We start from the raw sequence: 24,759 nt of genomic DNA, 5'->3' as shown, positions 1-24,759 counted from the left end.
TTTCAAATGACATTATCGTGCGATGGAAGAAAAGACAGCCAGTGTTTCACGCGCGCATTTCTCCCACGAAAAATGCTTGGCTTGATGGATGCCCTTGGCAACCAAGTCTGCCCTTGCCTCAGGTGTCAAATAAAGATGGGCGAGCTTCACCGCGATATCATCAGAAATATTCGGGTCGAAGGTGAGAGCAGCGTCACCGACCACTTCAGGAATGCTCCCTGCATTGGAGCATACGATTGGAATGTTGGACTTCATGGCTTCCACCAGCGGAATGCCAAAGCCTTCGAAGAGGGAAGGGAAGCAAAGGAACTGGGCATTCCGATACAAGTAAGGCATTTCTTCCTGCGGTAAGTAATGGAGCCATTTGACTTGGTCCCACAGCTGGTTATTTGTGATGTAATTCATGACGTTTTGATGAGCCTCTTGAGCAAAACCGGTGAAAACCATGGGAATTCGTATATTGTGTTTATCCCGCAAAGTGACGAGTGCTTTGAATACATTCAGGTGATTTTTGTGATGCCATGTATTCGCGGGGAAAAAGCCGTATTTGCTGGGCAGCTTATACTTTTGTATGACCTGTTGGTTGAGCGCCTCATTATGCGGCAAGGAAAATTCCCGCGAGGCATCCAGGTGGATCGCATGTACTTTTTGCGGAGGAAGCCCGAATTTTTGGAGGATCGTTTGCTTGGAAAACTCCGAGAGAGTCAGCACGGCACTGCAACGCTCTGCAGACGATTTGTAGTTGTCTAGTCGCCAGCGTAAGGAATGTTCATCGAAAAACTCTGGGTAATACTCGTGTTGGATATCAGGAATGTTGATAACAGAAGGGATTGTGACATCGGATGGATTCAATACAAGCAGCGGACAAAACCACAAATTCAACTGTAGAGAGTTAATCCAGAAATGAAGCAACGCGTATGCATTACCATGGTCGGGGACCATGAATTTGCGCACATTTTTTTGCGCCTCAAAGGTATGGAAATTGTGAGAGGATAAAAAAAGAAACCACTGATGGCCGTCCCCAGCATTCATCGAGTAGGCCAGCAAGTTCCTGACATACTGTTCCATCCCGCCGATTTTGCCAGGAATCACTGACATCAGGTTTATTCCGACTCTCATGTAGGGATCCTCCCTTGCGCGTGAGGATGTGCCATGTACCAAGCAATCGTTTTCTCCAAGCCAGCAAGTAAGGAAGTTTGTGCCACGAAGCCGAACAATTCTTTTGCTTTGGTCACATCTAAAAGGCGACGCGGTTGTCCGTCTGGCTTGGTTTTATCCCATTCGATCTCCCCTTGGAAGCCGCTTAGCTGCTTGATCGTCTCCGCTAAGCTTTTGATGGAGATTTCATGACCAGAACCGATATTGACCGGTTCAGATTGATCATAGCTCATGGTTGCAGCAATAATTGCCTGTGCGGCATCTTCGACATAAATGAACTCGCGTGTGACGCTGCCTGTTCCCCAGAGAACGATCTTTTTCTCGTCATTGCGAATAGCGTCCACACATTTTCGAATGATGGCAGGGATGACGTGTGAGGTTTCCAAATCGAAGTTGTCGCCCGGACCGTACAAATTGACAGGAAGCAAATAAATGGAATTGAACCCGTATTGCTCGCGATAGGCTTGCGATTGCACCAGCATCATTTTCTTGGCTAAGCCATACGGAGCATTGGTTTCTTCAGGGTAACCATTCCATATATCTTCTTCCTGGAACGGGACGGGCGCATGCTTCGGATAGGAGCAAATGGTTCCGATGGCTACGAATTTTTCGACACCGAATAACCGGGATTGCTCTATAAGCTGGGTCCCCATGATCAAATTATCGTAAAAGTATTTTCCGGGATTTTTTTGATTCGCGCCGATTCCGCCGACGACGGCAGCCAAGTGAAGAATGATATCGGGATGGAAATCTTGCAACATCTTGTTTACATCATGTTCTTTGCGAAGATCGTATTCATGGCTTCTAGGGATGAAGATGTCCGTACAGTCCAGCTTGCGCAATTGATGAACGACGTGGCTTCCTAGAAATCCTGATCCACCAGTAACCACAATCCGTTTTTTCGCCAGATTCAATTCGTGTCAACCTGCCTTTCTCGTCCGCATTCATGTTCGAGGCGATGGGACTCTGCGATTTACCCAATTTTCGATATCGGCCTTGCCATTGGTAAACTCCTGATAAAATTGGTACTCCTCATAGGAGAGAGGGAGGACTTCTTCTAAGTGGTAGCTGATAGATCGTTTGACTTTAGGATTGTTGGGGTGGCTCTGAAGGATCTGCTGGCTGCAAAAAATACTCACTTCACATTGCTGGCCCTCTGAGGTAATGGGAATCACGACTTGAAAACGCGCCTGGGTAACTTGGAAATTGTGTACGAGTTTCCCATTCCTCATAACATGAAAATGCAGGAGAGGGGCGGTATTATGGTTGCTTCCTTTGATAAGCAAAGCGTGCATCGGTCCATGGCTGGCTTCGATGGTCATTCGCAGGTTTTGGGGAGCCCATGCGTCCGAGTAGCGGTTGGATGCAATGATTTGGGGAGAGGGTCCGAATGCATGATACGTTTTCAGCTTGTGGAGAAACCAAAATGCTCCTTGCTTATAATGCTTTTGCGTGTAGTGATAGAGCCATTCATTTGAGATGGTGCCATGATGCTTCACGCTTGTTTTCAAAATTTCAGAAAACCCTGGCTCCAATTCATAGACAAACGTTTTGCATGCGTCATATAAGCGTGAGTTAGCCAAGAATTCCGGTATCGTTCCAATCGGATAATGCTGGGAAATCCGGTTCCACAAATCGTAATCCATGCACCAGTCATGTTCTTCATTTACACCACCAACTGCTTCAAAGGCATGCTTGCGCAGGAAAGCAGCGGGTTGGCAGATGATGTTGAAATTAAACAATTTTTTTCTGTCAAACTCTACCCAAATGTACGGATACTTTACTTTGTCATTCTCATCAATGTGGAGCCCTTTTCCGTATACCACACCCCAATCAGGATGCTGCTGCAAGGCTGCCACAGCCTTTCGAATGGCACCGGGAAAATACGTGTCATCCGAATTGAGCCAACCGATAATCTCACCACGTGCCATTTGCAATCCTTTATTGATGGCATGGGATTGACCGCGATCTGGTTCGGAAACGTAGCGGAAGCGGTCTTGCAGATGGCTATACTGCTGCAAGATGCCCACTGTACCGTCCGTTGAGGCGCCATCAACCACGATAAGCTCAATATGGGGATAGTCTTGCGTCAGTACGCTATCAATTGTTCGTTTGATGAATTTTGCTTGGTTGTATGAAGGGGTGATAACACTCACGAGAGGAAGGGATTGCATGGACATAGAGGTTCCTCCTGATTTTTTCTAAACATCCACTCGACGTTTTCAAGAGCTGTTATGTTGGCGTAGCACAGAGCGCCAGTAATTCAATAAATCTTCCATCGTTTGCTGGAAGGAGATTTCGGGCTCCCACCCAGTCTTTTTTCGAAACAGCGAGGAATCGCCCAATACGATGTCTACATCGGAGGGTCTTAGTCGATCAGTGTCGACATGTATTTCCACCTGTACATCTGTCAGCGCCAGCAACGTCTTCAACATGTCCTCGATGGTATAGCGAGTACCAGCGGATATGTTGTATACATCGCCTGGTTCGCCTCGAGTAAGCGCCAACCAGTACGCCCTGACAATATCACGGACATCTGTGAAGTCTCGAATCGCACTGAGATTCCCGACGTTTACTTTTGGTTCTTGCAGGCCTAGTTCAATCTGGGCTATTTGTTTAGCAAAATTAGAGGTCACATAGCTTTCGCCTCTTCTCGGACCTGTATGGTGAAACGTACGGGTTCGGATGATCGCCAGACCATAACTGTGATGATATTGATACCCCAGATAATCCTGGGCAATTTTACTGACCGCGTATGGATTGAGAGGACGGAGGGGATTGCTCTCCTTAATGGGGATTTCCTCAGGATAGACCAAACCGTATTCCTCACTGGAGCAAGCGATTTGAATCTTGCACGGAACAGCATGGTTACGTACAGCATCGAACAAATTTAACTGTGGGACAATATTGTTCACCATCGTATCTGCAGGAGAAGACACCGAGGTGGGGACGAAGCTTTGAGCAGCCAAGTGAAAAATGAGATCAGGCTTTATTCTCTGGATGAGTTCATTTACAGATTGGGGATCTTTTAATTCACAGTTTTCCATATGCACTTGGTCCATCAGGTGCCCCAGCTGCTCTTTTTTGGTAAGGGACCGGAATGTGCCGTAAACATCTACATCTCCCCGCGACAGTAGATACTCAGCCAAGTGACTGCCGGCAAATCCTGTTACTCCGGTAATCAATGCCTTCATGAGTCGAATCCCCCCTGTCCATGATGCTCATAGCGAAGGATGAACAGCTTAACATATTATGAATATGGAAAAACGTGAAAAAATGGCACGGCGCACAGCTCGTTTCTAAAGGGAATTTTATTGGGATCAGGGCTCGGCTCGCACCCATTTGCAGGTCGGATAGTCGAAATACATGAAATCATCTGTGTTCGGTATATCCTGTGAGCGAAAGTAGGGGATATATGCTTTCGAATGTCCTTGAAAGTGTAGAGTATGAACCTTGATGTAATCCTCCTTCTCAATGAATTTACAATAAAGAACACCATCCTTTTGATAAATTTGCTTTTTATTATCCAGGCTGTGGATTTGCGCGGTGAAAGGAGGGAACGGACAGTTTAGATTATGATCAAAAAAACCAGCGGCAATCTGTCCGTACGTAGCGCTGCGACGAAGGGCGTGATTGTGGAAAAGAACAAACAGCACCATATCTGACACGGGCACATCTCCGTTTTCTTTTGCATAGGCAAGCAGGGTTTGATAGTGAAGATGCTCACGGAAAAATTTGATCATGTAATCGCATAATTGATCGAGCATGCTCAAATTGCAGGGCGTTGTCCATGTGTACTCAATCTCAAAATTGGAGAGATCAGCGGCGTTCAACTGGTTAATATCGGTGTAGAGCATCACGTCGGAGTCGAAATACCAACAGCGCTCGATACCTTGACTCCTCATAAAATCACGTAGGGCGAACCAGCGCAAAAAGCAGAACAAATTATAAGCGAAGCTGGTCAGGTGGGAGGAGTGCTTGTAATGAGTGGAGAAGGTTTGGGCACTTTGGTTGTACTTACTCAATAGGAAATGCTCAATGTTATTGCCACAAAGATGCTTGTTTTCAGGACTTCCAATCAAAATGACACGAGAAGAAGGGTTGCTGGTTTTGGCCTGTTGCATACAAATCCTGACATGCTCTTCATTATCTCTGTGGATAAACACGATGGGTAAACTCACGATACACATCTCCTCTGTCTTTCAAAATGCCTACTAGGCTCCTGCGAAAAAACTCTTTCCTAGTATATGTGCCGTGGATTACCACGAAACGGCAGCTGCCCCCCTACGACAGATTTGGGAACCTTATTCTTTTTTAGTCTGTGTTAAATCCGAGCTCTTTTAAAGCAGACTGTTTCAAGGCGGCAAGCTTTTCGTGCGCATCGAGCTGGGTGGTTCCTTTCACTCCGATATAAATTTTAATTTTGGGCTCCGTTCCTGATGGTCTGACACAAAACCAAGACTGATCGTGGAAAAAGTATTTGATCGTATCCGAGGCGGGCAAGGTGAGTGGTGTGGATGTACGTGTTTGACAATCTGTGCGGATTCCGCTGGCATAATCTTCGATGGCTATGATGGGGTGGGAGGCGATTAGGGAAGGTGGCTGATTGCGTAGGGAAGACATCGTGGCCGATATTTTTTGCATGCCATCTCCTCCTTTGCAGGTAAAAGAAATCAGCTCTTCCGCATAATGACCGTAACGGTTGAATAAGTCATTCAGTGTGTCATCGAGGCTTTTGTGCTGAGATTTGTAATACGCGCACATGTCAGCAAGCAACAAGGCAGGTTGTACGGCATCCTTATCCCGGACAAAATCGCCGATTAAGTATCCGTAGCTTTCTTCGTAACCAAATTGGAAGACATACGCTCCACTCGTTTTGTAGGCTTCGATTTTTTCGCCAATATATTTGAAGCCGGTCAAAGTGTCTTCTGTCGATACGCCGAAGTCTGCCGCGATGGCCCTGCCCATTTCAGACGTGACGATTGTTTTCAATACAATGCCGTTAGAGGGGAGCTCCCCCTTTTTTTGTTTGGAATCCAGCAAGTAATGAAGAAGCAAGGCACCCAACTGATTCCCTGTCAGGATGCTGTAGTCTCTTGCCTGATTTTTGACGAGCACACCGAGGCGATCTCCATCAGGGTCCGTCCCCATGATCACGTCGGCATCCACCTGTTTGGCGTATGAAATCGCTAATTGAAAGGCTTCAGGCTCTTCGGGATTAGGCGAGGCTACGGTCGAAAAGTTAGGATCGGGGACAGCTTGCTCTTCCACGACACTCACTTGTGTATACCCAAACAAGTCCAATCCGCGTGTGATCGAGTCATGCGTTGTACCGTGCAGGGGAGTAAAGACGATCTTCACTTGCTCTCGGATCGCAGGAGATAAGTCTGGATGGACGCGTAATTGCTTTACTTTTTCCAAATACGCATGCAAGAGAGAATCGTCAATGTAGTGGAGAAGTCCATTTTTGTACAGCTCTTGCTCATCTGCCGGAGTGATTTCGAGTTCATTTCCGGACGCAACGATCTGTTCCATCAGTCGTTCGGCTGTCGCGAGCGTAATTTGCCCCCCGTCTGCGCCATAAATTTTGTAGCCGTTATATTCTGGCGGATTGTGGCTTGCTGTAATGACAATGCCTGCACACGCAGAATAGTGGCGCACGGCAAAAGAAAGCAGAGGGGTAGGAGTCAGCTGTTTGAATATACATGTAGTAATCCCATACTGACCGAGAACTTTGGCGGTTTCCTTGGCAAACAACTGTGAGTGTTTCCGTGAATCATAGGCAATGACAACTTTTTTGACGGCCAGATCCGGGTATGTTTCGAGCAAATAAAGAGCCAGCCCTGCGCTTGCTTTGCGAATCGTGTATAAGTTGATGCGGTTTATTCCCGGCTCCATGACCCCGCGCATGCCTCCGGTTCCAAATGCAATCGGAGCAGAGAAGCAATCCGCAAGCTGCTTTTCATCAGCGTGCATGGCGGTTAACTGCTGACGAAGCTCTGGATCGAGGGATTCACACTCGTTCCAGCGTGTGTAGTGTGCGTGCCAGTTTGCATTCATGTAGAGTTCACTCCCGCGTGTAGAGTACGACATCATTTACTAGGGTATTAACAAAATGGTAAGTGAGTGAGTGGATGTGATTAAGACTGGAGGATGTGAGTCTAACATGAAGGTGGATTGGCTGATTGTCGGAGCTGGATTCACGGGTGCTACACTCGCAGAGCGGATTGCCAATGAGCTTGATCAGAAAGTGTTGGTGGTAGAGGAGCGCAATCATATCGGAGGAAATGCCTATGATTGCTATGACGAGCAGGGGGTACTGATTCACAAATACGGTTCGCACACCTTTCATACGAATTCCAAGCTGGTCTGGGACTATTTGTCGCGTTTTACGCAGTGGCGGCCGTATTTCCATGAGGTGCGTGCCTATGTCGATGGCATAAAAATACCATTGCCTTTCAATCTGAATGCATTGTCCGCTTTGTTTTCCCCACAATATGCGCAGAAACTGGAGAGCTTATTGATCCGTCAATATGGATTCGGAGCGAAGATTCCGATTCTGAAGCTCCGGGATAGTGCTCATGAAGAGCTTGGTTTTTTGGCTGAGTACATTTATCAAAAAGTCTTTCATCGGTATACGATCAAGCAATGGGATTTGAAGCCGGAGGAGCTAGATCAATCTGTTTCCGCAAGGGTTCCTGTGTATGTCAGCAGGGACAATCGGTATTTTCAGGACACGTATCAAGGAATTCCTTTGCATGGCTTTACGGCAATGTTTCATCGCATGCTTGATCATCCGAATATAAAGGTGCTCCTCAATACGGACTATCAAGAAATCGCGGATGAAATTAGGTATAAACGCATGATATACACAGGCCCGATCGATACCTTCTTTGGCTATAAGCATGGACGATTGCCTTATCGAAGCCTGCGCTTTCATTTTGAAACGCATCAAAAGGCTTGGTACCAAGAAGTGGGGACTGTCAATTATCCCAATGAGTATGATTTCACCAGAATCCTCGAACAAAAGCACCTCACAGGCCAAGTCGTTCCTCATACAACCATATCCTTCGTATATCCACAGCCGTATTCACCTGGCGAAAACGAGCCTTATTATCCAATTCCTCGCAAGGAAAACAGCCAACGGTACAGCCTCTATAAACAAGAAGCGGAGCAAATCCGCGATCAAGTACTTTTTGCCGGGAGACTCGCGGACTATCAATACTACAACATGGATCAAGCAGTGGCGCGGGCATTGACCTTGTTTAAGCAGATTGTCGCCGAATAGTTAAGAGTGCTTTTCTTTCGGAATGAGCTCGTTCACATAGATCCATCCCTCGGGTGTGTACACAAAAATAGGCTCGTACTCGTCTCCCCACAGTTTCAAGATTTTCGTAAGGATGTACTTTCTTGCTTTTGTCCATTGCGGCCAGTTTTTTGTGTGGGAATTGTTGCTCTCGTGAATCAAATAATGATAGAGGTTCGCATCGACCCAGTGAATATCACCTGTTCCGATCAATTTTAATAACATGTACTTGTCATGAGAAAACCTTCCCTGCATCGGATCATCACATTCAAATCCGCCTACATCACGAACCGCTTGTGTCCGATAAAAACGAGGCCAAACCATCGGAGCTTCCAGGTAAGAATACTTATCTTCATAGAACGGAGGCCGCATGATTTCGGACAGTTCTCGCGTGTCACCTACTTCCTTCCAAAAAACGGTGTTGGAGAACAGGAGGTTCGTGGTTTCGGGCTGGCGTTCCATTTCATCCAACAAAATTTCTAAGGTCTTTTCGTCGAACCAGTCATCCGAGTCAAGTGAGACGAAGTAGGGCGTGTCAATACGTTCCAGAGCAGCAGCCATTGTTTTACCGATCCCTGAATTTTCAGGGAGTAGCACGTAGTGAATGCGGGGATCATCGAGATACTTTTCTACGATGGCATGCGTTTGATCAGTAGAAGCGTCATCTACAATGAGGAGCTTCCATTCCTTGTGCGTTTGGTTCAACACACTTTCGATGGCTGTGGGAAGATACTTTTCCCGATTATAGGTTGGAATCACGACAGTAATGCGCGACATAGCGGTCGAAACACCTCTTTTGGTCATTTTCAAACGAGCATAGAAACACATGTAAGCGGGAAGAAAGAGGGTGCGTACCATTTTTGGAATCGGGAAATGCAAGCTGCTCGTCACGTGTAGCAATGTGAATGGAGGACTGTATGTTCTAGATGTAAAGGAAGAGAATTATCAGCTCACGAAATTGCTGACGAACAATTGCAGGGGAATTGCGAGATGGGGAGAGCACTTCGTGATGGCGACCTATGATGAAATCAATCTCGTAGACGCGAATGGTCGTATTCTTTTGCGCAGCCAGCGAACCCCATTGGATTACCACGGAGTGTTCGTCCACAACAAGAAAGCGTACATTGTGGAAACAAGGACGAACTCAATCGGGATATTCAATCCGTTGACATTAACCAGAGACGATGAAATCCGATTTTCCCAAGAGAAGCGGGATATCCATCACATAAACGATCTGTGGATTCATGGGAACAGGCTGTTTCTATCTATGTTTTCCTTGGAAACAGAGTGGAGATCAACAGAGGGGCCGTCTGGGGTCGTGCTGGAGTACTGCCTGGATAAAGGGCAAATCACTCATATCCATAATCAAAAACTGAGTAAGCCGCATACAGTTATTCTTGGCGAGGATGGATTGTACTACTGCAATTCCTTGGAATTCGAAGTGAAAAAAGACAAGGAGGCTATCTTCCGATGTAATGGTTTTACCAGAGGGATGGAGATATCCGGTGATGTGCTATTCATTGGTCAAAGTGTTACCAAGAAAATAACGGTTGCCCATGAAAAAGATGTACGACATCATCTGAATGTCTCATTAGATAGCGGAATCCATGTTTTTGATCGAGTCAACAAAGTAAGCATGATGATTCCAATCCCTGACTCCCAGCCTTATTGCTTGTTAATGGTAGATAAGAAAGAAGACAAGATTCGTTCCACGCATTCTTCGACGCCAAGCTGATGGGTGGGAATGATTAATTCGGGAGTGAGAGGTGGTTCGTACGGGGCGGATATCCCTGTAAAGTTATTGATCTGTCCTGCTTCTGCCTTTTGTTTGGTACAGCCCTTTGGGATCGTGCTGTCTGATACTTCCCCAGCCCGACGGATGTTCTCTTGCCGGTCGCGAGGTCCAAAACCCAGGTCTTTGTTGAGACCGCTGCGCAGTGCATCACCGTCCAGTATGCAGCTGCGAATTCTCAGCGAATCAAGAGACGCTTTCAGTGCGTCTGCCAGCGTAGATTTACCAGAGCCAGATAATCCGGTAAGCCAAATCACACCGCTTTTTTGTGGACTTGGCATCCAACGATCTGTCACCTGTCTACCTCCTCCTTGATCAATGACAACAGTTTGCTTTCATTAGTTTATTACGGACTTCTATTCTTGACCCTCACTCTGACAACTGAACGTATGAACATGGTCCGGCATAAGCTTAAGAGATGCTCAAGGGAACTTACCGGAATGAACATTACAGCACAGCCTGAAGAAGGGGAGTAGAAGCGGATGAAAACAGCTTTCCTTACAGGAATCACAGGTCAGGACGGCGCTTATCTGGCAAAATTTTTGCTTGAGAAGGGGTACCATGTGGTAGGACTAGTACCACGCCGGAGCACGGTGGACAGGTGGCGGCTGGAGTATTTGAACATCGCAGATCACGTAGAGTACAAGGACGGTGATCTACTGGATGTGTCGTCGTTGACGCGTGCACTGAAGGCATGTAAACCAGAGGAAGTGTATCATTTAGGTGCGCAGAGCTTTGTCGGTTCGTCGTGGGAACAGCCTATTTTGACCGCGCAAGTAACAGGAATGGGTGTCCTGCATGTTCTGGAGGCGATTCGGGAAACGGACCCAGCCATCAAAATGTATCAGGCTTCATCAAGTGAGCTGTACGGATTAATCCAGGAGCCACAGCAATCGGAGCAAACGCCTTTTTACCCAAGAAGCCCATATGCAGTCTCCAAGCTGTTTGGCTACTGGACGACCAAAAACTATCGGGAAAGCTTTCAGATGTTTAGCACCAACGGCATTTTATTCAATCATGAATCACCTTTACGTGGGCTGGAATTCGTTACGAGGAAAGTGACGCATGCTGTCGCAAGAATTGCTGCGAACAAGCAAAAGGAACTGCGGCTGGGGAATATTCAGGCGAAGCGGGATTGGGGCTTTGCGGGCGATTTCGTAGAAGCGATGTGGCTGATGCTCCAGCAGGATAAGCCGGATGACTATGTCATTGCGACAGGAAAAACTTCGACGGTGGAAGAGATGTGCAAAATCGCCTTCGATTATGTTGGGTTGAACTACCTAGATTACGTCGTGATCGACCCGGAATTGTATCGGCCAGCAGAAGTGGACATTTTGTTGGGCAATCCGGAAAAAGCGAAAAGAGAGCTCGGCTGGACACCGAAAACAAAGCTGGAAAAGCTAATTCATATGATGGTCGAAGCGGATATGCAGCGGGTGGCAAAAGCATAGCGGCATCAAAAGGTCTATGACCGAGTGACGAGGCGTCCTGCCTACGGGACGTCTTTCTTTTTTGTTGCACATATAAAACTTTCTGCTAAAACGCGGTGGCTCATAGACTTATGGCAGTGATCTGACAAAACTCCTTTATGAAATGAAAATGGAAATGATCACCCTGTTACTTTTTAAGGTGAACCTATTTCTTTCAACGAGTTAGCCTGTTCTTGTTCCATACTAGAGAAAGGGCTGATCTTTTTCGCTGGAAAATAGCCAAACTCCGCCTGTTGCGTTCTTTTTTCAGTTATTGGCACACTATTTGCTTATTTAGAAAAGTACAAACATTCAAACTTTCGCACTCAAAGGAGACTTGCTATGAACGTCGTTGCCAACGTATACCGGGGAGAACAGGTAGAGAGCTCACATCTCGGACATATCGCAGTCGTTGATTCGCAGGGGACATTGCTCTATTCGTACGGTGATCCCCATCGCCTTACATATGCACGCTCCAGTATGAAGCCGTTGCAGACAATTCCGGTAATCGAGACGGGGACGGCAGATCGGTATGGTCTTGAGCCGGCTGATCTTTCGCTCTGTTGCGCTTCTCATAGTGGAGAGCCACGCCATCGCACGCGGGCGCTCTCTATGCTTGCGCGAGCAGGTCAGCAAGAAACGGCATTGCAATGCGGGACACATGTGCCACGTCATGAGGAGAGCTACAAACAGCTGATTCGGGAGGGCAAGCCGCTTACGCCTATATTCTCGAATTGCTCCGGCAAGCACTCCGGTATGATTGCCACCGCGACACATATGGGGGAGGACGTGACTACCTATCATTTGCCTACGCATCCAGTGCAGCAGCGGATTCTCGAAGTAGTCGAGGACATAACAGGCTACCCCAAAGACAAAATCAACCTCGGAACAGATGGATGTGGAGTTCCTGTCCATCAGTTGCCGCTTGCCCATTACGCGTGGGCATTCGCCAAGCTGGCGAGACCTGAGGTGATCGAGAATCCCGAGCGACGAAAAGCCGTTCAGCGTATTACGGATGCCATGACCGCTCATCCCGAAATGGTCGGAGGCGAGCATCGATATTGCACAGACCTCATGTCAGCCTTTGGTGGTCGGATCGTAGGGAAGGCGGGCGCTGAGTCGGTGTATTGCCTGGGCGATAGAGAAACAGGATTGGGCATTGCCATCAAAATCGAGGATGGAGGACCACGGGCGATCAACCCGGTCGTCAATGAAGTGCTTCGTCAACTGGGAATCGGCCTAGACGGTCCTTTGGATGCGCTCGGGGAATATACCAACCCGCCCATTACAAACATGAGTGGTAACGTTGTTGGACGGATCGAGACTTCCTTCCGTCTCGCCAAGACAGATTTTTCTTTACGTGTATAAATGGCATTCCCAGCAGTGCCGTTTATTCATAAAGCAACAAAGGCTACTTGTTGTTTAAAAAAGAAAAGGGGGTCACATGCAATGAACATGCGAAAAGGATGGAAGCTGCTTAGTACCGCTGCACTTGTCACTGTCCTCGCCATTACAGGTTGTAGTCAGTCGACAACGCCGACACAGCCAGCAGGGGGAGGGACAGCAGGTCAAGCGTCCACAGATACAGGTGGACAAGCAAATGTTGCTGCAAAACTCAAGCTCAACCTGAAGACCGAGCCACCTTCTCTCGATCCGCCAAAGGGCTTTGACAGTACTTCCAACGAAGTGTTGAATGCCACAATGGAAGGCTTGGTCCGACTGGACAAGGATCACAAGCCGCAAGCAGCCATGGCCGAGAAATGGGCAGTGAGTGAGGATGGGAAAACGTATACCTTTACACTGCGCGATAGCAAATGGTCGAATGGTGAACCAGTGACAGCGCAGGATTTCGAGTTTGCGTTTAAGCGCATTGTCGATCCGAACAATGCATTCCCTTCTGCTTTCCTCGCCTATTACATCGATGGAGCAGAAGCGTTCAACAAAGGAACAGGAAATGCAGACAGCGTACTGGTAAAAGCCGTAGACGAGAAGACGTTTGAGGTAAAGCTGAAGGCTCCAACAGGTTACTTCCTCCACATCCTGACGCAGCCGACCTTCTTCCCGGTGAATAAAAAAGTCGTGGAGAGTAATCCAAAATGGGCGGAAGGCGCTGCAAGCATCGTGACGAATGGACCGTTCAAAATGGAAGATTGGGTTCATGATCAATCAGTGAAGCTGGTGAAAAACGACGGCTACTGGGACCGTGATTCGATCAAATATGCGGGAATCGAGTTTGTCATGGTCAACGACGAAAATACGCAATTCCAAATGTACAAAACAGGTCAGCTCGACATGATCCAGACCGTTCCCAATGATATGAAGAAACAGTTGATTGATTCTGGAGAAGCAAAGGTAGAGACGGAAGCGTCCATCTACTACTACCGGATGAACACTACAATGCCTCCATTCACTAACGCCAACATTCGGAAAGCATTTGCGCTGGCCATCGATCGCAAAACCTTGATCGACAATGTCGTGCAAGGGAAACAAACACCTGCTATGGCTCACGTGCCATTGGGCTTCCCTGAGCCAGACGGAGCGGATTTCCGCACAAAGGGCGGGGATTTCTTCAAGGATAACGATGTAGAGCAAGCAAAAGCACTGCTGAAAAAAGGGATGGAAGAAGAAGGCTGGACAACCCTCCCGCCTGTCACCATGACGTATAACACCAGTGATGCGCACAAGGCCATCGCGCAAGTTTTGCAGGAAATGTACAAGAAAAATCTCGGGGTAGATGTGAAGCTGGAAAACAAAGAGTGGAAAGTATTCCTGGCTGAACAACGTGCCCGCAGTCTTCAATTCTCCCGCTCGACGATCCCTGCCGACTACGGAGACCCGGTCAATTACCTTGAACTGTTCGTGACTGACCATCCTGGAAACCGTGTCAACTACAGCAACAAAGAGTATGACGCCCTGGTCGAGAAGATTCGCAACACTGCCGACGAAACAGAGCGCTTCAAGCTCATGCATGACGCGGAGAAAATTTTCATGGATGATATGCCACTCGTACCTATCTATTTCGGGACAAAAGTGTTTATGGAGCAACCAAACATAAAAGGCATCATTCGCCATCCAGTCGGCACGATTGATTACAAATGGGTAGAAATCGGCAATAAATAATAAGTAAAATAAGTGAAGACAAGAGCGAATATTCGAAACGTTCTTGTCTTCACTTTACATCTTGGAGCGGCTGATATGGACAAAAAATCGATCATATTTATTGCGAGAATGGATGAGTTTCTACAGTCCGTCGTTAGTCAGTATCATGAATTGGGAATCGGCGATGATATCCATGTCGAGGCGATGCGAGTCGACCAGCTTCCGCTACGCCCGATCACGCCTGGTGCCCTCGTCATTGTATCTACCAAAAGCATCGTCCCACTTGTACAACCGTATGTGCCGAAAGAATCCAGCATCATCATTGCCAAGCGAATGCTGCCGTACCATAATTTGCGCGGCATGCTGGAGATTCCGAAAGGCGTGAAAGTACTTCTCGTCAGTGACACCAAGGAGACTGCTGAAGAAAATGTGGAATTGCTGCGTGCCTCTGGGATGGATTTTGAACTGTATCCCTACTATCCAGGTTCTGACTATCCATCTGACATCGAGATTGCGGTAACGCCAGGAGAGGCAGAGCATGTCCCTCCGCATATTCGTAAAGTTGTCGATATCGGGTATCGGATCATCGATTTATCTACGTGGCTTGCCATCTACTCTCATTTTAAATACGGCAATTTTCAAAAGGTGACCGCACGAGCCATGCAATCGTTGGTCGATATCACCAAAGAGCTGAACAACGAGATTCAGCATGCGCATCTGTTGAGCAAATATTTGGAGGCCATCGTCAATCGGATCGAGGACGCAGTGATTGCTATGGATGAAAAAGAAAACATCCGTTTTGTCAATCAGAAAGCAATCGATACGTTACAGATGGAAGGGAATGAAGTCGTCGGTGAGCGGGCGTCCAATTGCTTGCCTGCGAATTTTTATCAGTTGATCCGGCAGTGTGAAGAGAACAAGGATGTTTTGGTAGATTGGGCGAACAAAACCTACTTTTTCCGCAAAATGCACATCGTCATGGAAGGAAGCTTTCTCGGGAGTCTGCTCTTGTTTCGCCAGGCCGCAGAAATTGAAAAGCTGGAGCATGATTATCGCATGCGCCTTTACAGCAAAGGATTGGTAGCCAAATACCAATTTGATGATTTCTATGGGGAGAGTGCGCCTGTACAAAAAGTTATTCAGATTGCTCGCAAAATCGCAAGAAGCAACTCCACTGTGCTGCTGCTGGGAGAAACAGGGACAGGGAAGGAATTGCTCGCCCAGGCTATCCACAATGCTTCGCCACGTCGAAGAGAGCCATTTGTTGGGGTCAACTTTGCTGCCATATCGGAATCTCTTTTGGAAAGCGAGCTGTTCGGCTATGAAGAAGGAGCTTTTACCGGAGCGCGTAAAGGTGGACATATCGGCTGGTTTGAATTAGCCCACAAAGGAACCATATTTCTTGATGAGATCGGAGATGCCAGCGCGGCTATTCAAAATCGATTGCTGCGTGTATTACAAGAACGCCAGATTATGCGTGTAGGCGGCAGCAAGATCATCCCGACAGATATTCGCGTCATCGCAGCAACGAATCAAGATTTGCAGCGGATGATTACGGAAGGTGCCTTCCGTGCTGATTTGTATTATCGCCTGAATATCTTGCCGATTCATTTGCCGCCGCTGCGGAACAGACGGGAGGATATCCCGTGGTTGGCCCATCAATTTATGAAGAAATACTCCTATGATTTGCGCCGCCCACCGTTTACGTTGACCAATGAAGCCATGCGGGCGCTCCATGAGTACGATTGGCCTGGAAATATTCGCGAGCTCGAAAATGTGATCGAGTATTTAGCACACGTCGTAGAGGATGAAGCGTATCCGTATCATTTGCCGTTTCTGCGGGAAATACCGGAAGCACCGTTGCCTGTAGATGGTCTAAACAACGAATGTGAAAGCATCGTCACTGAATATAAAAAACGAGGATTTCTGGATGAAATCATCGCTATTTTGCAGGAGCTGGGGCAAGGAAGCGGTGGACGCTATACGCTACTTGCGCAGTTGCAAGAAAGAGGTCACTCGGTTACGTTGCAACAGCTGCGCTATCGCCTGAAGCTTTTGCAGCAGGATGAGCTGATTCAAGTGGGAAAAGGAAGACAAGGGAGTCAGATTTCCTCGAAAGGTGAATCGTTTCTTGCCTATCTACATCGGATGAAAGCAGGGGAACGCATATGAGCGATTACTGGAGGCAGCTAGCGCTTCTGCAAAAAGAGCAGTACCTGGATGATTTGAAATCCTTTCTTTCCATTAACAGCATCGAAGACATGACGACGGCAAAAGAAGGAAAGCCATTTGGCGAAGGTGTTGCAGCGGCGCTTGAAGCAATGCTCGCACGCGGTGAGCTGGATGGCTTCCAGACCAAAAACCTGGATGGTTACGCAGGGACAATCGAGTTCGGTGACGGGGAAGAAGAGATCGGTGTGCTCGTTCATATCGACGTCGTCACTGTGGGAGAAGGTTGGACGACCCCACCATTTGAACCGAGCATTCGCGACGGTCGCATCTATGCGCGGGGAGCGATTGACGACAAAGGCCCAGCGATGGCTGCTTACTATGCGTTGAAGCTGGTCAAGGATTCAGGTTTGCTACTGACCAAACGTGTGCGAATGATCATCGGAACAGATGAAGAGAGCGGCTGGTTGTGCATGAAGCATTTTGCCCGGCATGATCGTATCCCGCTGATTGGCTTTTCACCAGATTCCTCCTTCCCGATGACACATGCAGAGAAGGGACAGATCAACCCGACATTGACGATTCCAGTGATGGAAGCAATCGAGCGAAATGGAGCATGGCAGTTAGCGTCATTTGTCTCCGGTGATCAAGGCAACAGTGTTCCTGAAAAAGCAGTCGCTCTTGTACGACTGGACTCTCAGGCACGGCAGGAGGTCGTCCTTTCTCGATTGGCGGAAGAGTGGGAAATATTTCTGAATGAAAACCACACAACTGGTCGTATGGAACTGGTAGGGCTGGGACAGTTGCAATTCACGCTCGCAGGAAAGCCAGCTCATGGGATGGCGCCATTCCAGGGCGTGAATGCGGGAACCGTGTTGGCTACTTTTTTGCGCTCGTACCCGTTTGGTGGCTCCTGTTTGTCCTTTCTTACGATGTTGGCTGATGTCCTGCATGAAGATTATTTTGCTCACCATCTACATATGGCTTGCGAGGATGAAGTGTCAGGCAAGCTGACGGTCAACGCGGGGATTTTGCGTTACGATTCCAGCGAAGGGGGGACAGTTCGGCTCAATATACGCTATCCGGCGACTGTCTCCTGTGAGGAGTACGTCGAGAAATTGAAGCAAAGGACGGTAGAGCTGGGCTGGACGATTTCTGCTTTGCGGACATCCAAGTCGCATTATGTACCCAAAGATCATCCTGTGATCCAAACCTTGTCGCAGGTGTACGAGGAGCACACGGGAGAACCAGCTACCCTTCTTTCCTCAGGAGGAGCTACCTATGCCAAAATCATGCCGTATGGTGTTGCTTTCGGGCCGCTCTTTCCAGGCAAGGAATCCATGGCCCATCTGACTGATGAATACGCCGAGATTGACGACCTGCTGCGTGCCATGGCGATATACGCGCATGCCATTTACGAGCTGGCTAAGTAAACGAGGAGGACTTCTATGTCAAACTATCTGGTAAAACGTATTTTGATGATGTTCGTCACCCTCTGGATTATCGTGACGCTGACGTTTGCCTTGATGCATGCCATTCCGGGGAATCCGTTTGCCTCCGAGTCGGATCAGCTGCCAGAGCAAATTCTCAATAATTTACGCGCCAAATACAACTTGGACGAGCCGTTACCTGTTCAATATGTTTTATATCTGAAAAATCTGTTAATGCTCGACTTGGGCCCATCCATCAAATCAGACTCTCGTGGAGTCAATGACATGATTTCCGACGGCTTTGCTGCATCTGCGTGGTTGGGTGTGCAAGCGATCGGGATCGCACTCCTTTTCGGAATATCATTGGGTATCATCGCAGCGCTCAATCGCAACAAATGGCTTGACTACGTTGCCATGGCGCTTGCCGTATTGGGGGTAGCGATCCCGAGCTTCATTATGGCACCGCTTTTGATCAATTTTTTCGCGATCAAGCTGCCGCTCTTTCCCGTTGCGACATGGGGTACCTGGATGCATACGATACTTCCGTCACTGGCGCTCGCCTTTGGTCCAGTTGCGGTCATTACCCGCTACATGCGTGCCAGCATGATTGAAGTCATGAACCAGAACTACATTCGAACAGCAGAGGCAAAGGGGATTCCCATTTTTATCATCGTCGTCAGACATGGAATTCGCAATGCGATACTGCCTGTGGTCACCTTTCTCGGACCTTTGATTGCCAGTTTGATAACGGGTACCTTTGTCGTGGAGAAAATCTTTGCAATTCCAGGCATTGGCAAGTATTTCGTAGACGGCATTTTCAACCGTGACTATCCGGTCATTTTGGGTACGACTATTTTTTACAGTGCGATTCTGATTTTTACCATTTTCCTGATTGATATCTCATACACCCTGATTGACCCGCGGATCAAGCTGACCAACAAGGAGAGATAAACTGTGGCGATGGAGCACAAAGTGGACCCGTTATTTCGCCCGATGGCGAAAAATACGCAGGCGAATGTCATTGCACGACCGAGTCTCAGCAATGGGCAGCAGGTCATTCGGAAGCTGCTGAAAAACAAGCTGGCTATGCTCGGCCTTTTCATTATTCTCGCTTTGGTTGGCATGGCGATCATTGGACCGAACCTCGTGCCGTATAGTTATTCAGATCAGAGCTTGCTGACCAAAAATCAGGAAATCTCCGCAGAGCATTGGTTCGGTACGGATGAGCTGGGACGAGACATGTTTGCCCGTACGTGGTATGGGGCGAGGATTTCTTTGACGATTGGCATTGTCGCGGCATTCATCGACCTGGTCATCGGAGTGACAGTCGGGGGAATTGCAGGCTATATGGCAGGACGAGGCAAACGAGGGGATCGCATCGATACGATCATTATGCGTATTATCGAGGTTTTGTATGGGTTGCCGTATTTGCTAGTCGTCATTTTGCTCATGGTCGTGATGGAGCCAGGAATGTTGACGATTATTATTGCTCTGTCTGCTACTGGTTGGGTCGGCATGGCGCGGTTGGTGCGCGGACAAATCCTGCAATTGAAAAATCAAGAGTTCATTCTGGCTGCCCAAGTACTGGGAGCAAAGTTTTCACGAATTTTGCTAAAGCATCTGATTCCCAACACATTTGGCGTCATTATCGTCAATTTGACCTTTACGATTCCATCCGCGATTTTTGCGGAATCTTTTCTTAGCTTTCTTGGACTTGGTGTACAAGCTCCCGTCGCCAGTTGGGGGACGATGACAAACGATGGCTTGGGCGTTATTTTGACGGGCGATTGGTGGCGACTGTTTTTCCCAGCATGGATGATCTCGCTGACGATGTTCGCCTTCAACGTATTCGGCGACGGTTTGCAGGATGCGCTTGATCCGCGTCTACGCGATTAGAGACGACAGGGGGAATGAGGATGAATCAGCATTTGCTGACAATCGATAACTTGCGGGTGAATTTCAAGACGTATGGTGGCGAGGTTCAAGCCGTACGGGGCGTTTCCTTTTACGTGGATAAGGGGGAGACGGTTGCCATCGTAGGAGAGAGTGGATGTGGCAAGAGTGTTACGGCTCAAGCGATTATGGGATTGATCCCCAATCCACCTGGAAAAATTGTCGGGGGAAAGGTTGTATTTGAAGGAGCCCAAATCAGTCACCTGCCCAAAAAAGAGCTGCTGGGTATTCGCGGAACGCAGATCGGCATGGTTTTTCAAGACCCGATGACAGCGCTCAATCCGACGATGAAGGTAGGGACACAAATCGTAGAGGGGTTCGTTCGCAGTCACCAAGTATCAAAAGAGGAAGCGCGAAAGAGAGCGATAGAGATGCTTTCACTCGTAGGAATTCCCGATCCGGAAAAGCGAATCGATCAGTACCCACACCAATTCAGCGGAGGGATGCGTCAGCGTGTGGTCATTGCGATTGCTCTTGCTTGCCAACCCAAGCTGGTGATTGCTGATGAGCCGACGACAGCACTGGATGTGACGATTCAGGCGCAAATTTTGGATTTGCTCAGGCGACTGCAAGAGGAACAGGAGTTATCGGTCGTGATTATTACGCATGATTTGGGGGTAGTGGCTGAGATCGCTCATCGTATGGTTGTCATGTATGCGGGGATGGTAGTTGAGACAGGCACGGTTGAGGACGTTTTTGCGAATCCTCGTCACCCGTATACATGGGGACTGATGCGCTCCCTCCCTCGTCTGGATGAGGGTGAAAAGCAACGGCTGATTCCCATCGAAGGCAGCCCTCCAGATTTGTTCAATCCGCCAGTCGGCTGTCCGTTTGCTGCCCGCTGTGATTTTGCGATGGAGATATGCGAACAGCAGATGCCCGTGACGAGCGAATTCGGGCGTGGACATCAGGCAGCTTGCTGGCTCCACGATCCACGGGCACCGCGAATAGAGGAGCTGGTGGCAGCAGGGAGGCAGGGAGTATGACAGAAGCTTTGCTTGATGTTCGCGATTTGAAGAAGTATTTTTCAGTTGGAACGGGATTTGATTTGAAAGCAGTCGATGGTGTTTCGTTTACGATCAACAAAGGGGAGACGTTTGGTCTGGTCGGCGAAAGTGGCTGCGGGAAGTCTACGCTAGGCCGGACGATTATTCGTCTGTATGAACATACAGATGGCGAAGTGTTGTACAAAGGGAAGAATGTCCATCAGCTTCGGGGAAAAGAAGCGGGGCAGTTCAATCGGGATGCCCAGATGATTTTCCAGGACCCACAAGCAAGTCTGAATCCGCGTATGACCGTAGAGGACATCATTGCAGAGGGCTTGGACATCCACCATTTGAATCGCGGGATGAGACGAGAGCGTGTGGCGGAACTACTCCATCTAGTTGGCTTGCATAAGGATCATGCGCAGCGTTTTCCGCATGAATTCAGTGGGGGACAGCGCCAACGGATCGGTATCGCGCGGGCGTTGGCAGTAGAACCGGAATTTATCATTGCCGATGAGCCGATCTCCGCACTCGACGTCTCGATTCAAGCGCAAGTCGTCAATTTATTGGAGGACTTGCAGCATGATCGCGGATTGACCTATTTGTTCATCGCGCATGATCTGTCCATGGTCAAACATATTTCCAACCGGATTGGCGTCATGTATCTCGGCAAAATGGTCGAGCTTGCATCGAGCTATGAGCTGTACGCTCGTCCGTTACACCCCTATACGCAGGCTTTGCTCTCTTCTGTACCAGTGCCGGACCCGACGGTGAAGCGAGAGCGTATTGTTTTGCAGGGAGATTTGCCGAGTCCAGCCAACAAGCCGAGTGGTTGCGGTTTTCGTACACGCTGCCCACTCGTACAACCTCGTTGTGCGGAAGAAGTGCCGAGGTGGCAGGAGGCGCAACCTGGGCATTGGGTGGCATGTCATTTGATAGAGTCGTAAGAGTAGAAGAAGGGCTGTTCCCGATCGGTGGGACAGCCCTTTCTTGTGCAATTATAGATAGTAGAAACAGGTAAGAACAATTGAGAAGACAATCAGTCCAGTGCCTGATGTGAGAAAAAGCGAGGTTCCGATTCGCACGAACGACTCCTTCTTTTCCTCGAAAGCAGGGTCGTTAGCTTGAACGATGTCACTGTCCATCATGCGCGGCTTGCGAAAAAACATCCCTTTCAACTGCTTGAATCCACGCAGAAAAATAGTGAAAAATCCAGAACGTGTAACGACGGCAATACTCCCAACGATCAATAGGAAAAGACCGATTAAAAAGCTCTGGTTAATCAATGGCACCAACGTACCGGCTTGAATGGTAATTCCTAAAATCACACTGCTGATCACGGAGAGAGCAAGTAGTAGAATGAGCCATTTTTTCAACGAAGAAGCACGTCCTTTTTATAATGTGGGTGCAATGCGCTCTGCTTCCCGCAAAAATGCTTGAACGGCAGGCGGGGCTTCACGAAGTGAGCGTACAGCCAAGCCGATTTGCCGAGAGAGAGGCGGTGTGATTTCTTTGACAGCGACATCGGGTAGTTGTGCTGGTAGAGTCAGTGACGGAACGACTGTCACTCCAACACCGCTTTCTACCATGGCCAGTATCGTTGTATTGTCGGCGATTTCATAGGAAACATTCGGCGTAAGCCCAGCCTTGGAAAACTCCGCGCCAATCAACAAGTGACAACCCGCCATGGGCATGAGAAACGATTCGCGGGCTAATTGCTCCAAGGTAAGAGAGCGCTCTTTTGCCAGAGGATGATTAGCTGGAACGACAGCATGCAGGGCGTCTGTCGTCAGCAGGATTCCTTCCAGCTCGTCATCGGGCCACACATGAAAACCGACATCGACAACCCCTGAGCGAACCCACTCTTTTATTTCTTGATAGCTTCCTTCATATAGCTTTGTTTGTATATGCGGATAGTGACTCTGCATCGCCTTTAGCAATTTTGGCAGAAGCTCGGCGGTTACGCTGGGAAAAGAAGCAATCCGGAGCGTTGCCTCCAAATGCTCGCTTGATTCGGCAGCCACCTGTTTGATTAGCGAGACGTTTTCCAATATGGTCCGGGCAGAGGCGACGATTTTTTCGCCAGCTACGGTCAACTTAACCCCGCTACGATTTCGGGTGAACAAGGAAATACCGAGCTCTTTCTCTAGTGCGCCGATGGTATGACTCACTCCCGACTGGCTCAATCCGATTTGTTCTCCAGCTCGTGTGAAATTGCCAGCGTTCGTGACAGCCACAAGGACTTCCATTTGAAACAAAGTCATGGATCTCCTCCTTTCATGAAGTTTTTATCATGGTTGGTATGCGAAAGCTTCATTTTACAGCGCGGTTGCATCACTTTAAGATGAAAAGCATGAGAAGCATTCGTTTAACAAAAGGAGAGAAACAACCATGAATCATGTGAGTGTATACCATGTGGACGCCTTTACGAGAGAGCCGTTTGCAGGAAATCCCGCAGGTGTCATCCCGGAAGCAGGTACTTTGACTTTACAACAAATGCAGAAAATTGCCAATGAGTTGAATCTTCCTGAGTCTGCCTTTTTGATGCCGTCCGACCATCCAGAAGCCGATTTTCGTATTCGTTACTTTTCTCCCTCGGTTGAGATTGATTTCTGCGGCCATGCGACAGTCAGTTCTGCTTGGCTATTGGCAACAGAGCGCGGATGGTTGGAAAAGGGTAGCCATATCGTGTTTGAGACCAACGTCGGCTTGATTCCTGTTCAATTGGTGATGGAGGATGGTCAGTTACAGCGAGTGGAAATGACCCAAATCAAGCCTTCTGTGAAGGAGATTGATTTAGACAGAGAAGAGGTAGCGAGGTTGGTTGGCATAACATCGGCTGATCTGGACGATCGCTATCCGATGAAGCTCGCTTCCACTGGCAATAGGCATCTACTCGTTCCAGTCCGCACCCGTCGGGCAATCGATGCAGCGCAGCCATTGTTTTCGTCGCTAGCAGAAATGAACAGGGAACACGGCATCACAACCACCCATTTGTTTACGTGGGATGCGCCTGAAGGCTATGACTTGTATACAAGGGATTTTGCGCCTGCGATCGGGATTGCGGAAGATCCCGTAACAGGTGCTGCAAACGGGGCACTGGCTGGCTATCTGGCATTGGAAGAGTTGCTGCCTGCTGGAAAAGTGACACAGCTTGTCGTAGGGCAAGGCCATGCGATTGGTCGAGCAGGAAAGCTGTATGTAACGGTTGATCGATCTGGAGAGGAGCCTGTTATTCGTGTAGCAGGTGAGGCGCATTTGACGATTGCGGGGCAGATGAGGTGATAAATAAGGAAAGATGGAAGGCGTTCTTGTCTAAGAACGTCTTTTTTTGTCTTTATTTCCTGTTGATCCAATATAAGGAATTCATTATAATTCGAATTGTGTGTTTAAGGAA

The 24,759-nt window shown here is 48.3% G+C and carries 22 protein-coding genes; 12 read left to right on the top strand and 10 right to left on the bottom strand.

Annotation, left to right across the window (positions count from 1 at the left end):
• Positions 1–12: 12 nt before the first annotated feature.
• The 6 genes from ACFVS2_RS11190 to ACFVS2_RS11165 form a co-directional block, all read right to left on the bottom strand.
• Complete coding sequence (locus ACFVS2_RS11190; protein WP_390233776.1) at positions 13–1,119, bottom strand: glycosyltransferase family 4 protein; 1,107 nt, start codon at positions 1,117–1,119, stop codon at positions 13–15.
• Positions 1,116–2,072: a GDP-L-fucose synthase family protein gene (locus ACFVS2_RS11185; protein WP_173619006.1), complete on the bottom strand. Its 957-nt coding sequence runs from the start codon at positions 2,070–2,072 to the stop codon at positions 1,116–1,118. The genes ACFVS2_RS11190 and ACFVS2_RS11185 overlap by 4 nt, the downstream gene beginning before the upstream one ends.
• 30 nt (positions 2,073–2,102) lie before the next feature.
• Positions 2,103–3,338, bottom strand: a complete 1,236-nt coding sequence (locus tag ACFVS2_RS11180) for a glycosyltransferase family 2 protein (protein ID WP_390233774.1) — start codon at positions 3,336–3,338, stop codon at positions 2,103–2,105.
• Positions 3,339–3,380: 42 nt separating this feature from the next.
• Positions 3,381–4,352: a GDP-mannose 4,6-dehydratase gene (locus tag ACFVS2_RS11175; RefSeq protein WP_390233771.1), complete on the bottom strand. Its 972-nt coding sequence runs from the start codon at positions 4,350–4,352 to the stop codon at positions 3,381–3,383.
• Positions 4,353–4,478: 126 nt separating this feature from the next.
• Positions 4,479–5,348 carry a hypothetical protein gene (locus ACFVS2_RS11170; RefSeq protein ID WP_390233769.1) on the bottom strand — a complete coding sequence of 290 codons (870 nt, stop codon included), beginning with the start codon at positions 5,346–5,348 and terminating at the stop codon, positions 4,479–4,481.
• A 124-nt stretch (positions 5,349–5,472) separates the two neighbouring features.
• Positions 5,473–7,218, bottom strand: a complete 1,746-nt coding sequence (locus ACFVS2_RS11165; RefSeq protein ID WP_390233766.1) for a phospho-sugar mutase — start codon at positions 7,216–7,218, stop codon at positions 5,473–5,475.
• A gap of 106 nt (positions 7,219–7,324) precedes the next feature.
• Here ACFVS2_RS11165 and glf point away from each other — a divergent pair, with 106 nt between their 5' ends.
• Positions 7,325–8,446 carry a UDP-galactopyranose mutase gene (glf, locus tag ACFVS2_RS11160; protein WP_390233763.1) on the top strand — a complete coding sequence of 374 codons (1,122 nt, stop codon included), beginning with the start codon at positions 7,325–7,327 and terminating at the stop codon, positions 8,444–8,446.
• On the opposite strand, the gene ACFVS2_RS11155 is transcribed toward glf, so the two are convergent.
• Complete coding sequence (locus tag ACFVS2_RS11155) at positions 8,447–9,241, bottom strand: glycosyltransferase family 2 protein (RefSeq protein ID WP_390233760.1); 795 nt, start codon at positions 9,239–9,241, stop codon at positions 8,447–8,449.
• A 70-nt stretch (positions 9,242–9,311) separates the two neighbouring features.
• Here ACFVS2_RS11155 and ACFVS2_RS11150 point away from each other — a divergent pair, with 70 nt between their 5' ends.
• A complete protein-coding gene (locus tag ACFVS2_RS11150) occupies positions 9,312–10,199 on the top strand; it encodes a DUF4915 domain-containing protein (protein ID WP_390233758.1) in 888 nt (295 codons plus the stop codon).
• Here the strand turns inward: ACFVS2_RS11150 and ACFVS2_RS11145 are convergent.
• A complete protein-coding gene (locus ACFVS2_RS11145; RefSeq protein ID WP_390234518.1) occupies positions 10,130–10,537 on the bottom strand; it encodes an adenylyl-sulfate kinase in 408 nt (135 codons plus the stop codon). The genes ACFVS2_RS11150 and ACFVS2_RS11145 overlap by 70 nt on opposite strands.
• Before the next feature lie 201 nt (positions 10,538–10,738).
• On the opposite strand from ACFVS2_RS11145, the gene gmd reads away from it, so the two are divergent.
• The 9 genes from gmd (at position 10,739) to ACFVS2_RS11100 (ending at position 22,309) form a co-directional block, all read left to right on the top strand.
• Positions 10,739–11,707, top strand: a complete 969-nt coding sequence (gene gmd / locus ACFVS2_RS11140) for a GDP-mannose 4,6-dehydratase (protein ID WP_390233756.1) — start codon at positions 10,739–10,741, stop codon at positions 11,705–11,707.
• A gap of 360 nt (positions 11,708–12,067) precedes the next feature.
• A complete protein-coding gene (locus ACFVS2_RS11135) occupies positions 12,068–13,093 on the top strand; it encodes an asparaginase (RefSeq protein ID WP_390233754.1) in 1,026 nt (341 codons plus the stop codon).
• 81 nt (positions 13,094–13,174) lie between these two features.
• Positions 13,175–14,845, top strand: coding sequence for a peptide ABC transporter substrate-binding protein (locus tag ACFVS2_RS11130; protein ID WP_390233751.1), 1,671 nt, complete (start codon positions 13,175–13,177; stop codon positions 14,843–14,845).
• Between the two features lie 75 nt (positions 14,846–14,920).
• Positions 14,921–16,996 carry a sigma-54 interaction domain-containing protein gene (locus tag ACFVS2_RS11125; protein WP_390233748.1) on the top strand — a complete coding sequence of 692 codons (2,076 nt, stop codon included), beginning with the start codon at positions 14,921–14,923 and terminating at the stop codon, positions 16,994–16,996.
• A complete protein-coding gene (pepV, locus tag ACFVS2_RS11120) occupies positions 16,993–18,426 on the top strand; it encodes a dipeptidase PepV (protein ID WP_390233745.1) in 1,434 nt (477 codons plus the stop codon). Before ACFVS2_RS11125 ends, pepV begins: the two co-directional genes overlap by 4 nt.
• Positions 18,427–18,441: 15 nt before the next feature.
• Positions 18,442–19,374, top strand: a complete 933-nt coding sequence (locus tag ACFVS2_RS11115) for an ABC transporter permease (protein ID WP_390233742.1) — start codon at positions 18,442–18,444, stop codon at positions 19,372–19,374.
• Positions 19,375–19,383: 9 nt separating this feature from the next.
• A complete protein-coding gene (locus ACFVS2_RS11110) occupies positions 19,384–20,319 on the top strand; it encodes an ABC transporter permease (RefSeq protein ID WP_390234517.1) in 936 nt (311 codons plus the stop codon).
• 20 nt (positions 20,320–20,339) lie between these two features.
• A complete protein-coding gene (locus ACFVS2_RS11105) occupies positions 20,340–21,362 on the top strand; it encodes an ABC transporter ATP-binding protein (protein WP_173618990.1) in 1,023 nt (340 codons plus the stop codon).
• On the top strand, positions 21,359–22,309 hold the full coding sequence (locus ACFVS2_RS11100) for an ABC transporter ATP-binding protein (RefSeq protein ID WP_390233738.1): 951 nt from the start codon (positions 21,359–21,361) through the stop codon (positions 22,307–22,309). Before ACFVS2_RS11105 ends, ACFVS2_RS11100 begins: the two co-directional genes overlap by 4 nt.
• 51 nt (positions 22,310–22,360) lie before the next feature.
• Here ACFVS2_RS11100 and ACFVS2_RS11095 read toward each other — a convergent pair whose 3' ends face one another.
• The gene (locus ACFVS2_RS11095) at positions 22,361–22,738 is read right to left on the bottom strand and encodes a DUF3899 domain-containing protein (protein ID WP_056497658.1); all 378 of its coding nucleotides are present in this window, start codon (positions 22,736–22,738) and stop codon (positions 22,361–22,363) included.
• 18 nt (positions 22,739–22,756) lie between these two features.
• Positions 22,757–23,626: a LysR family transcriptional regulator gene (locus ACFVS2_RS11090; protein WP_390233735.1), complete on the bottom strand. Its 870-nt coding sequence runs from the start codon at positions 23,624–23,626 to the stop codon at positions 22,757–22,759.
• Between the two features lie 127 nt (positions 23,627–23,753).
• Here ACFVS2_RS11090 and ACFVS2_RS11085 point away from each other — a divergent pair, with 127 nt between their 5' ends.
• Positions 23,754–24,647 (top strand): PhzF family phenazine biosynthesis protein, encoded by an 894-nt coding sequence (locus ACFVS2_RS11085; protein ID WP_390233733.1) that lies wholly within the window; start codon positions 23,754–23,756, stop codon positions 24,645–24,647.
• Positions 24,648–24,759 lie beyond the last annotated feature (112 nt).

Origin of the sequence: Brevibacillus sp. NPDC058079 (assembly GCF_042885155.1) — a bacterium.
Classification (GTDB): Bacteria; Bacillota; Bacilli; order Brevibacillales; family Brevibacillaceae; genus Brevibacillus.
The sequence above is the reverse complement of the archived record's forward strand: the minus strand, read 5'-3'. Positions and strand labels throughout refer to the sequence as shown.